The following is an 11871-nucleotide window of genomic DNA, read 5'->3' as shown; positions in this document are numbered from 1 at the left end:
TACGCAACTGCTGAGCAGCTTTCTTGTAATCAATTTCTAAGTTGTCCATAATATAAAAACTGTGTTAAACTACTTTTATTGTAGCTTGACACAGTTTAGTTTACACTCTCAGGAAAGCAATGCATATGACTTTAGTTTCAAATACTCTAAAGCCACATGCATAGCTTTTTATCTACCATAATGCTACTTTTCCTGCAATCCCCAAATCAATGGTTGCATTTACCACACCAAGAGCTTTGAATACTCTTCGCATAGTAGGTATTGTTATACTATAACCTCTTTCCAAGCGAGAAATCTGCGCTCTTTTCACACCTATACGCTCACCAAGTTGTTCTTGTGTCAAGTTCTGTTCTATGCGAGCCTTCTTGATGGCTTCTCCCAAACGGTATGCATGCAAAGCTTCATCCACATCACTTTCAAAAGCATCACGTTTTGGAGTGCCAACTTTCCCAAAGTGCTTGTCGAGCACATCGTCCAATGGGGTAAGATTCATTTGTGCCATAATTATTTATTTTTGAAATATTCTTTTCTTATTGCTTCTGCTTTCGCTATTTCCTTACTCGGTGTCTTTTGAGTTTTCTTAATGATGCCATGGGTGGCAATCACAAGAGTTTCTTCGTCCTTATCCCAGAAGGCAAACAAGCGATAAGCAGTTTTGTTGTATAATGTACGGAACTCCCATATTTCCGAATTTTCCAACTTCTTGAAAAGTTCTTTGTTACGTTCTCCACCTACAACACGCTTGATGTTGTAGTAAATCTTGTAAGATACCGCTTCGGGTAAACTCTCAATAAAGTCTTGTGCCTCGTCAGTCAAGACAAGTCGGAAGATATTTTGTGCCATACATTCTCAATTTGCTGCAAAGATAGGTATTATGTTTCATAAATAAGAAACAATTGGTGCTTAAATGTATCTTATAGCTCATTTTTTAACATTTTGGAACCAAATAATTACGCATAAAGAACTTACAATGGTTGGATTGGGGTAAAGCGAACATCAACTGAAAATAAAATCTAAAAAATAGATATGATTTTCGTTAATCCACTTAATTGTTGTACCTTTGCGAAAAGAGTTGTTTGACAAGCAAACTTATGTATAACACAGAAGTTAGAACTATTGCCAAATCATTACCTCTATTGAGGTGAAAAACTCATAAATAGCTCATTTAAAGCTATTCGGCAGATTTTAGCGTGATTTTTAGAAAAAAATCTTCTGTTCAGATATGTTCCTATTCATTTATAATATCACCCCCACTGACATAAGAAAGAACCAAACGGCGAACCACGGCATGAATGTCTTCATTAGGGAACTTCTGGCGATATTTCTCCGTAAGGTCTTCGCAGAAATACATCTTGCTATGAAGCAAAGAATTAGGAATATTTTGATGCATAAACACATCGTATGTTGCAACAGGCTTGCCATCCTTTGTGTCGACAGGCACAATATCCATCTTATACCAAGCATTTGCAGATGCGGCAGGGAACAATCTATAATTGTCCTTATACTCCACTTTACCAGCGATGTCCAGTATATATCCGTCAGCAGACTTATCGTCCTCAGGATTCACCGCATATAGCATATATAAAGCAGGAAGCATCGAGTGTTTTTTTATGACAAACTGATATTTCTTGCTTCCTCCAAAAGGAGGGTTTGCCTTCAAATCCTGCTCTATATCCTCACGAATTTGTGGCGCATCCACCACAAACTCTACTTCGCCAGTATAATTGACGACAGTTTTCGATGACTGTGGCTTTGGCTGAATAACTTCACCATTTTCATTGCTGTTGTCACACGCACAAAAAGCCAAGACTACCAACAGTAGTAAGACTGATTTTTTTACAAAATACTTCATATCCTAATTTGTCTATTAAACCTATTCTAATGTTAAACGTATTCAAGTTTCGCAAGTGAGGGAATTGATTGAAGTTAAAGAAGTTATCACTCCCTACGGTCGTTCGGGAAGTTAAGGGACAATAGTCTTCTAGCGTAAAACGTAGGACATTTGTCCCTTAACTTCCTTCTAACTTCCCTAACTTCACTTAACTTCCCCATATGAGAAAGTTCAGTTAAACGTAGAATATGCCTAAAACTTGCACTATTTTACGTTTTTAACATTCCATCTAAAACTTGCCAACACTCACAAGAAGCAATCATTTCCCCGCTTTCTACTGCCCCTTACGATAGATGGCAACAAAACGGTTAGCGATATTGATGAGTTTCTGCCGGGCGTTAGGATCACTTACGTCATCAAACAACCAGTTGGGAAATTCGCCACGCATCTTGGAGAAACGCTTGGAGATGGCACCGGCATTGGTCAGGTCGGAAGGCAAGCCCAGCTGCTCCGTAAGATACTTGCAGAAAGATGCGCCATTATCAAATTTGCCTGCAAAATCATCGATACTGGAGAGCGCCACCATAATCAGGGCATAGTCTTTCTTCAAAGGAATAGCCTTCTCGTCTATCATCTTCTGCAAGGCTCGCTTTACTCTTTCTTCCTTGCTCAATTTGAGCCATTCCTTCTCCTTATTTTCTTCTTCCGTTTTTTCCTGCCCGCCGTTTTCCTGAAGCTCATCGTCTGTCACTTCCAATTCCAATGTCCTCTTCTGTTCAGGCTCGAATCCGTGCAGATATTCTTCATCATTGTTCTGGCGCATCAGTTCATTAATCTGAGATGAAACGAAGAAACCATCCTCGCCATAATAACCGATTTTGGCTGCCATCTGTTCAACCACATCCCGGTTCTTCTCCAGCGATTCCAGGCATCGGTTAGAAAACTCATAAGCTACGTAACCTCTCCATTGCGCCATAATCATTACCGAAAATTGAGACAATTTCGACTCCAAAGGCATCATCTGAAGTATCATAGCTGCCATATACAGGATGACAAATACGATTCTCTGCCGCTCGTCCTGAGCTGTAGCATACTCATCCTCGTCAACATAGTTTTTCTCATATTGCCCTATTCCTTCCACAAAGGCAAGGCGGCTCTCCGTATCGGTATGCGAAAACATCATTTTGTCTACGATGCAGAATACCTCATAAAAAACATCCTCGCATGAACATCTGGACGTAGGAAACCAAGTCTTGTCATTGAAAATATCATGGGTGACGGCTTGGAAAGCCTGATAAACCAGATACTGCGAGAAAGACTTATCTACCATCTTCCTGGTCTTCATATTAAATAACTTCATCGTCGTAACCCTTTAAATCATCAAGAATAATATCAAGAGAATTGATCAAGGCAAACTGAGAATTCCCATGACAATCACAACAAACAGCCTCTCCTATGACCAGGGCAGAAATCTCTGCATCAGATATTTTCACCTTGGTCCGTTTCAGCGAACGGGAAGAGGTACACGGACCTTTCCAATAATGTACCTTGATGCCGTAATCTTCTTTACTGCACAGGTTCACCAACATGGCAATGTCTCTGTTTGCCTTGTCCAAGCGCAACTGCTCACCAGGATCAGCTTCATATCTGGCATGAAACTTACGAGCATTGATGCACTCCATGAAGGAATGCTGCATCTGGAATTGCCTGACAAAGGAATATGGCGCATCGCTAAGAGTCTGATGGCGAGGAAATGAAAACACCACAGCCTTTGGCTTATAGCCTGCCTTGATTCTTTCAGCCACGGCATCAAAGAAATCACCAGGTGGCAACTTGGCTGAAATAACCATATTCCAGCCATATTGATTCGCCACCCTGTTGATATTATCCCGCAGAAGAGCCACCACCTTGTCCTGTCCTTTTTTGCCCCCGAAGATTGTAGATTCTTCCACAAAAAGGAAACCTTTGTTGGGGCGATTATCAATAATCACCTTGCAGAAAGGCTGGTTGTGAATTTCATTCTCAGTAAAGTTACTCCAATAGAATTCCTTCTTGTCTGCACATACGTCCAGCACAGCCACTCCCTCTCGAAATCCCAATATTCGATTGTCGTGGATGATGGCATCAGCATTCTTCTTTGATTCCACCAAAGTCATTTTCTTGCTTTCCAGCAAACTGTCCATTACTCTCTCAAAACCATTCTGACATTCCAGATAATGTTCAGAAGATGGTATACCGGAAAACTCCAAAGGCAGAGTTCCCTCTACTTTTGAAAGATTTCGTGTTTTGCAGAAATCATACTTGAAAACCACAAAAGATGTGATGTTATTATTGTTATAGGTCATTAGCCCTTATTTTAAAAAGTCACTATGAAAGTTATTTCTCATAGTAGGTACAAAAGTAACACTTTTTTCTCAAACTAACAAGAAAAAAGTTATTTTTTTTCAGATTTAAATATCATTTTTCCATATAGCAGTCGGAACAAAATGTGAATGTGAATGTGAATTTGAAATGTAAGTCAATGTATCGGGTTGTTCCATCCATCCCTTTTATAGGATATTGTGAATGAAATTCAGGCCTCGCGCGCGTACCTTATTATATATATAATATTAACCTATTATAATGGCTACTATTACTTAAACACGATTATACGCTTCTCCTTCAGGTAACATTGAAAAACATTTCAAATTCACATTCACATTCACATTTTTGCCTTTCCTCCTATCAACCAGCTAACCCACATAGAGGAAGTAACTGTGCGCCCGATGCCCCCAAAACTGCGTGGCGACGCAGCGCCAGCCACGTCACGACGCAACGGACGATACGTGGCGACGCAGCGCCGACTGCATCGGGACGCAGTTGGAAAGGCAAAACATGCCATATAATGTTAAATTAGGCGGAAGAGAATGGGAAACGAGGGAGGAATGCACATGATTCGGGACAAGGATGCACGTGATTCAGGACAACTATTGCATTCGGGCGATTTTTTTTGTATCTTTGCACTGTGTTAGAAGAAAAGCTGCACTGTCATTCATCAAGAACGGCAAATGGGAAATTAACCACTAAAAAACGGAGGGGGAAAACGACAGGGGTGCACACCTGCCCTATCTCTTTCTAAATGTTGAACCACTAAAAAAGAAAGGAAAAAAGAAAATGAAAAAGGAAGTTTGGAAAACTATCTTGCAGATGCTCATCGCAGTACTCACCGCCATCGGCACTACCCTCGGCGTTACCAGCTGCATGTAGACTGATTGTTTAACCATTTAAAAAACTATTTAGATTATGGGAATTAAAGTAAAAGCTATCGAGCGCAACGTGGCGTTCGAAAAAGGAAAGCAGAAGTGGGCGTTCGTCATGCAGGCTGACCTCTACAGCCAGCTGAACGCAAGTAAGGTAATCGAGGAAGCTGCCATCCGAAGCGGTCTGCCTAAGGCGGTGATCAATGCCGGATGGACTGCCATCGGCGACGTGATAGCTGCCTGGGCCACCGAGGGCCATAGCGTGGCTGTGCCAGGACTGGGTAGCCTCCGTTTCGGTCTCAACTCTACTGCCGTGGAGGATGTGAACAAGGTGAGCACCAACCTCATCACCCGCCGCTACATCATCTTCGTGCCTAACACCGAAATCAAGAAGCAACTGGAGGAGACTTCCGTCAGCATCACCTGCTACGACCGAAACGGTAAGGTGGTGAAGCAGGTTACCTCTACCGACAAGCCTTCGGGCGACGACAACCCTGGCGGTGGCGGTTCTGACGGAACCGGAAGCAATACCGAGGGCGGTGGCGGAAATACCGAAGGCGGTGGCGGAAACACCGAGGGCGGTGGCGGAAATACCGAAGGCGGTGGCGGAAACACCGAAGGCGGTGGCACCGATAGCGGAGACGTAGGTCTCTAAACAGCTCCCCTAAAAGAGGAAGAATCTAACAGAGAAAAACTCTAAAAGAGAAAAAACTCTAAAAGAGGAAGAATCTAACAGGGGAGAATCCTAAAAAAAGTAGGGCGTCATGCCCGAGGCATACCTTTTACAGTATACCTTGGTCATGTACACCCTTTTTGTATCCTTGCACCTTTCTTCCTGCCTAAATTAAACTAATCTACCAAAAAACAGTTTCCTGCGCATCACTGCGCAAGAAAAAAACAAACACTAATCTTAAAAACTAACACCAAAGAATGGCGTTAAAAATAACAACCAACAGCGCATCCCTGCGCAAATTGAATTCATGACGCACTTAAAAAAAGTGCTTTTACTAACAACAGAAAATCCCCCCGGCGCATCCCTGCGCTGGAAAGACGTCTGACTCTAATAATTTGCTGTCGCACACCGCCGTGTGCGAAACCCAAAATATGACAGGTCAGTAAGACCAGTCAACCTAATAACTAATTCTATAATAATGTCACGAACTCAGCGGCGATATCCACCAGCTTCTTGCGACGAGCCACACCGATGATGTAGTGCGCCTCCTTGGCTGAGCAATGGAAATGCTTCTTGATGCCAGTCACAAGCTCCTGCTTGGTGATGGAATCCACACCCTTAGGAAATGACTTTCTAACCGCCTTTTCTATATCGCTCATCTTGTACTCCATATGTCGTTTATGGTAGTAGGAAGATACTGTGACTGCGAAGACAATCACCAGCACGATGATAGTGAACAATACTGTCTGATTCATGATCTTAAATTCTATACGTTTTTACGTTTTATCCAAGTTGTAGTATTCTCTCTACCGCCTGTAGTCCTCGCTCCCTTCCAGGGGCAATCATCCCAATGCGATAGGCGCCCGCGATAGCTGTTATCTCGAAACGCACCGCAAATATAGCAAAAATATTCCAATGTTGTTCAAAAAATCCCGATTATTTTTAGTTTTTGCATAAAAAAAGTGCTTTTTCCATCGTTTTTCCCGATAAAACATGGTTTTTTCAAAAAATATATGTATTTTTGCAATGTGTTGGAGTGCCGCCCCAAGGTGGCGCTCCAATAATCTGAAAGCCCCTTTATATATATAATAATGTATTGGGATTCCGGAAAAGGAAAAACTATCAATTTGAAAGCAAAACTAACAAATAACACAATAACATAGAGAAATGCAAGAAACGGTAAAAAAGGTACTGACCGGCGATTTTAATCGCAAGAAGGCACTGCTCTTCCTACTGACGGCACTCGTCACGGTCATTGTTTGGAACTTGCCCATCGACAGCTTCGGCATCGAGGGACTTACAGTAGTTCAACAGCGCATCATCGCCATCTTCGTGATGGCAGTGATGCTGTGGCTCACCGAAGCTATTCCGGCCTGGGCCACGAGTGTGGTAATCATCTTCGTGCTGCTCTTCTTTGCCAGCGACTCGGCATTCAAGATCATGCAGGGTTCTGAGGCCGAGATGGGACAGCTGCTCGACTATCAGGGTGTGATGGCATGCTTTGCCGACCCAACCATCATCCTCTTCCTGGGCGGATTCGTGCTGGCGATAGCAGCCACGAAGAGCGGACTGGATGCCAAGATGGCAAAAGTGCTGATAGCCCCGTTCGGCAAGCGCTCGGAGCACGTGCTGCTGGGCTTCATGCTCATCACCGGCATCTTCTCGATGTTCATCTCCAACACCGCCACCGCAGCCATGATGCTCACCTTCCTCACCCCTGTGTTCAAGGCTTTGCCTCCGGGCGGAAAGGGCCGCGTGGCGCTCACCATGGCCATTCCTATCGGAGCCAACCTGGGCGGTATGGGTACACCTATCGGAACCCCTCCTAACGCCTTCGCCTACAAGGTGCTCAACGACCCTCAGGGTCTGAACATGGGCATCGGATTCGGCGACTGGATGATGATCATGGCGCCGATGGTCATCCTGATGCTCATCGTGGCATGGTTCATCCTGCTCAAGATGTTCCCATTCTCACAGAAAACCATCGAAATCAAGATAGAGAGCCATGCGCACAGCAACTGGCGCACAGCCGTAGTGGCTGCCACCTTCATCCTCACCATCATCCTCTGGGTATTCGGTAAGCAGCTGGGCGTCAACGCCAATACCGTGGCGATGCTGCCTATCGCCGTGTTCGCCTTCACGGGCGTCATCACCGCCAACGACCTGAAGGACATCGACTGGTCGGTTATCTGGATGGTGGCAGGAGGTTTCGCCCTGGGTCTTGCGATGAACGGTACCGGACTGGCCGAGGTAGCCGTGAAGAGTATTCCGTTTGGCGAGTTCAACCCGCTGGTCATCATGGTCATCTCCGGTCTGGTATGCTTTGCGCTGAGTAACTTCATCTCCAACACCGCCACCGCAGCCCTCCTGATTCCTATCCTGAGCGTGGTATGTGCGGGCATGGGCGACAAGCTTGCCGAAATCGGCGGTACATCCACCATCCTCATCGGTGTGGCAGTAGCAGCCAGCTGTGCCATGTCGCTGCCTATCTCAACCCCTCCAAACGCCATCGCCTACTCTACCGGACTCATCCAGCAGACGGACATGGTGAAGGCAGGAGCCACCATCGGTGTCATCTGCATCCTGATAGGCTACTCCATGCTGGTATTCTTCTGCCGCATGGGAGTCCTGTAAGGAGAAACTACAATAAATAAGAGGACACTGCAAAATAAATGAGGTTTTATTTTGCAGTGTCTTTTTTTTGGCGTAACTTTGCACCCGCAAAAACAAAATACAGAAAAATATTGAGATGAAGAAGATAGTAATCGGAATAGACGTAGGCATTTCTACGACCAAGATAGTAGGTATCGACGCCAGCGGCATGGTAATCAGCCCTATCCGCATCAAGGCTACCGACCCCATCACATCGCTCTACGGAGCCTTCGGAAAATACCTGCACGACAACAGGATTACCCTCGACGAGGTGGAACACGTGATGCTGACCGGTGTGGGAGCAGCCTACATCGAAGAGCGCATCTACGGTCTGCCCACATCGAAGAGTGAGGAATTCGTTGCCGACGGACTGGGAGCCCGATACGAGAGCAAGCTCGACCGCATGATCGTGGTGAGCATGGGCACGGGCACATCGCTCGTGAAATGCGACGGCAACGACATCAAGCACATCGGAGGTATCGGCATCGGAGGCGGCACCCTGGCGGGTCTGAGCCGCATCATGCTGAAGACCGACGACATCAAGCAGATAGTGAACCTGGCCAAGGACGGTGACATCTCGAAGATCAACCTCCTGATAGGCGACATCAGCGCCAAGCCTCTGCCGGGTCTTCCGATGACCGCCACGGCTTCGCTCTTCAGCAATGCCAAGGCGAATGCATCGCGCGAGGACATCGCCATGGGACTCATCGGCATGGTATTGCAGAGCATCGGTTCTGCCACCATCCTCTCGTCCCTGGAATCGGGCATCAAGGACTTCGTGATGATAGGCAATCTCACCCTCCTGCCCCAGTGCCGCGAGGTATTCCCAGCCATGGAAAAGCTCTACGGCGTGAGATTCAGAATACCGAAATACTCGGAGTTCTGTACCGCCATCGGTGCTGCCCTCGACTACAAAAGGGGGCAGAAGGAGGAATAGTCTGCCCCGGCAGAAAAAGCACAAGAAACAAGAAAAAAGCACCCACAGAAAGCACAGCGCCACAACGGCCTGATATATAACCACTTAAACGTTTTGGGAAACAAAATTTTGTAAAGGTTTTCCAAAACGTTTTGTTATTTCCCTGATTTTCAGCGACTTAATGTTTTTTAACTATAAAAAAGTTGTCCAAAAGCTTGCCGTTTTCAGGAATTATTTGTACCTTTGCAATGTCGAAAATGGTTACACTGTAATCTATTCGTGACATAAGAACTTAGTATTAAGCAATTTAATCATTAATCGTAAAAGTAATAGTATAATGATTCAAACAGTAGTAAAGCGCGACGGACGCATCGTTGGATTCAACGAACAAAAGATAATGGCTGCAATCCGTAAAGCCATGTTGCATACCGATAAGGGTGAAGATATCGCCCTCATCGAGCAGATTACCGACCACATCTCTTATCGTGGCAAGAGCCAGATGAGCGTGGAGGCCATCCAGGACGCCATCGAGCTGGAACTCATGAAGAGTGCCCGCAAGGATGTTGCCCAGAAGTATATCGCATACCGCAACCAGCGCAACATCGCCCGCAAGGCGAAGACACGCGACGTGTTCATGAGCATCGTCAATGCCAAGAACAACGACATCACCCGCGAGAATGCCAACATGAACGCTGACACTCCTGCCGGAATGATGATGAAGTTCGCATCGGAGACCACCAAGCCTTTCGTTGACGACTACCTGCTCTCAGAAGAGTCGCGCGACGCCGTTACGCACAACTATCTCCACATCCACGACAAGGATTACTATCCAACCAAGAGCCTCACCTGCGTGCAGCATCCGCTGGACATCATCCTGCACCACGGATTCACGGCAGGCCACGGTTCCAGCCGTCCTGCCAAGCGCATAGAGACAGCAGCCGTACTGGCCTGCATCTCGCTGGAAACATGCCAGAACGAAATGCACGGCGGACAGGCTATCCCTGCCTTCGACTTCTACCTGGCTCCATACGTACGCATGTCGTATCAGGAAGAGGTGAAGAACCTGGAGAAGCTGACAGGCGAAGACCTGAAGGACCTCTACGACGCTCCTATCGACGACTACGAGGAGAAGCCGCTGGAAGGACTGCAGGGCAAGGCACGCCTGGAGCAGCACGCCATCAACAAGACCGTGAACCGCGTGCATCAGGCTATGGAGGCTTTCATCCACAACATGAACACCATCCACTCACGTGGCGGTAACCAGGTGGTATTCTCAAGCATCAACTATGGTACGGATACCAGTGCCGAGGGGCGCTGCATCATGCGCGAAATCCTGCTCAGCACCTACGATGGCGTGGGCAACGGCGAGACTGCCATCTTCCCTATCCAGATATGGAAGAAGAAGAGAGGCGTCAACTATCTGCCTGAGGACAGAAACTACGACCTCTACCAGCTTGCATGCAAGGTGACAGCACGCCGTTTCTTCCCTAACTTCCTGAACCTGGATGCCACATTCAACCAGAACGAGAAGTGGAGAGCTGACGACCCTGAGCGCTACAAGTGGGAGATAGCAACCATGGGATGCCGCACCCGCGTATTCGAAGACCGCTGGGGCGAGAAGACCAGCATCGCACGAGGCAACCTGAGCTTCTCTACCATCAACATCGTGAAGCTCGCCATCGAATGCATGGGCATCGAGAACAAGCAGCAGCGCATCGACATGTTCTTTGCCAAGCTCGACAACCTGCTGGATATCACTGCCAAGCAGCTGGACGAGCGATTCCAGTTCCAGAAGACTGCCATGGCAAAGCAGTTCCCACTGCTGATGAAATATCTCTGGGTGGGCGCTGAAAAGCTGGAGCCTACTGACACCATCGAAAGCGTCATCAACCACGGAACTCTGGGCATCGGATTCATCGGACTGGCAGAGTGCCTCAAGGCGCTCATCGGCAAGCACCACGGCGAGAGCGAGGAAGCTCAGGAGCTGGGTCTGAAAATCGTGACCTACATGCGCGACCGTGCCAACGAATTCAGCGAGAAATATCACCACAACTACTCCGTGCTGGCTACCCCAGCCGAGGGCTTGAGCGGCAAGTTTACCAAGAAGGACCGCAAGGAGTTTGGCGTCATCCCAGGCATTACAGACCGCGACTACTATACCAACTCCAACCACGTGCCTGTATACTACAAGTGTACAGCGCTGCAGAAGGCAAAGATCGAGGCTCCTTACCACGACCTGACCCGTGGCGGCCACATCTTCTATGTAGAGATTGACGGCGACGCTACCCACAACCCGGCAGTCATCGCCAGCGTGGTAGACATGATGGACAAGTACAACATGGGCTACGGTTCCGTGAACCACAACCGCAACCGCTGTCTCGACTGCGGCTACGAGAATGCCGATGCCAACCTGGAGGTTTGTCCAAAGTGCGGCAGCCACCACATCGACAAGCTGCAGCGCATCACCGGCTACCTGGTAGGTACCACCGACCGCTGGAACAGTGGCAAGCTGGCTGAGCTCCACGACCGTGTTACCCATATTGGAGGTTCAAAGTAAGCT

The 11871-nt window shown here is 47.0% G+C and carries 11 protein-coding genes; 5 read left to right on the top strand and 6 right to left on the bottom strand.

What is annotated here, in order from left to right:
* Positions 1-172: 172 nt before the first annotated feature.
* The 5 genes from ACTQ53_RS13655 to ACTQ53_RS13635 all read right to left on the bottom strand — a co-directional run bounded on the left by ACTQ53_RS13655 (position 173) and on the right by ACTQ53_RS13635 (position 4176).
* Positions 173-502, bottom strand: a complete 330-nt coding sequence (locus ACTQ53_RS13655; protein ID WP_153124261.1) for a helix-turn-helix transcriptional regulator — start codon at positions 500-502, stop codon at positions 173-175.
* A 2-nt stretch (positions 503-504) separates the two neighbouring features.
* Positions 505-843 (bottom strand): type II toxin-antitoxin system RelE/ParE family toxin, encoded by a 339-nt coding sequence (locus ACTQ53_RS13650; RefSeq protein WP_158463883.1) that lies wholly within the window; start codon positions 841-843, stop codon positions 505-507.
* A 385-nt stretch (positions 844-1228) separates the two neighbouring features.
* Positions 1229-1852, bottom strand: a complete 624-nt coding sequence (locus tag ACTQ53_RS13645) for a hypothetical protein (RefSeq protein ID WP_441933523.1) — start codon at positions 1850-1852, stop codon at positions 1229-1231.
* A 313-nt stretch (positions 1853-2165) separates the two neighbouring features.
* Positions 2166-3191: a hypothetical protein gene (locus tag ACTQ53_RS13640; protein WP_441933521.1), complete on the bottom strand. Its 1026-nt coding sequence runs from the start codon at positions 3189-3191 to the stop codon at positions 2166-2168.
* The gene (locus ACTQ53_RS13635) at positions 3178-4176 is read right to left on the bottom strand and encodes a hypothetical protein (RefSeq protein ID WP_441933519.1); all 999 of its coding nucleotides are present in this window, start codon (positions 4174-4176) and stop codon (positions 3178-3180) included. Before ACTQ53_RS13635 ends, ACTQ53_RS13640 begins: the two co-directional genes overlap by 14 nt.
* Before the next feature lie 808 nt (positions 4177-4984).
* On the opposite strand from ACTQ53_RS13635, the gene ACTQ53_RS13630 reads away from it, so the two are divergent.
* Both ACTQ53_RS13630 and ACTQ53_RS13625 read left to right on the top strand, forming a co-directional pair.
* Positions 4985-5077 carry a smalltalk protein gene (locus ACTQ53_RS13630; protein ID WP_153117805.1) on the top strand — a complete coding sequence of 31 codons (93 nt, stop codon included), beginning with the start codon at positions 4985-4987 and terminating at the stop codon, positions 5075-5077.
* Positions 5078-5113: 36 nt separating this feature from the next.
* A complete protein-coding gene (locus tag ACTQ53_RS13625) occupies positions 5114-5725 on the top strand; it encodes an HU family DNA-binding protein (RefSeq protein WP_441933517.1) in 612 nt (203 codons plus the stop codon).
* Between the two features lie 488 nt (positions 5726-6213).
* Here ACTQ53_RS13625 and ACTQ53_RS13620 read toward each other — a convergent pair whose 3' ends face one another.
* Positions 6214-6498: a hypothetical protein gene (locus tag ACTQ53_RS13620; RefSeq protein WP_217759943.1), complete on the bottom strand. Its 285-nt coding sequence runs from the start codon at positions 6496-6498 to the stop codon at positions 6214-6216.
* 412 nt (positions 6499-6910) lie between these two features.
* Here ACTQ53_RS13620 and ACTQ53_RS13615 point away from each other — a divergent pair, with 412 nt between their 5' ends.
* From ACTQ53_RS13615 to ACTQ53_RS13605, 3 genes are all read left to right on the top strand, one after another.
* Positions 6911-8377, top strand: a complete 1467-nt coding sequence (locus ACTQ53_RS13615; protein WP_294969772.1) for an SLC13 family permease — start codon at positions 6911-6913, stop codon at positions 8375-8377.
* Positions 8378-8492: 115 nt separating this feature from the next.
* Positions 8493-9332, top strand: a complete 840-nt coding sequence (gene coaW, locus ACTQ53_RS13610) for a type II pantothenate kinase (RefSeq protein WP_294969775.1) — start codon at positions 8493-8495, stop codon at positions 9330-9332.
* A 316-nt stretch (positions 9333-9648) separates the two neighbouring features.
* Complete coding sequence (locus ACTQ53_RS13605) at positions 9649-11868, top strand: anaerobic ribonucleoside triphosphate reductase (RefSeq protein ID WP_295346872.1); 2220 nt, start codon at positions 9649-9651, stop codon at positions 11866-11868.
* Positions 11869-11871: the final 3 nt, after the last annotated feature.

The organism is Prevotella sp. Sow4_E9_plate, from assembly GCF_052116205.1.
GTDB lineage: Bacteria > Bacteroidota > Bacteroidia > Bacteroidales > Bacteroidaceae > Prevotella.
Note: the sequence above shows the minus strand (reverse complement) of the source record. Positions and strands in the feature narration are given on the sequence as shown.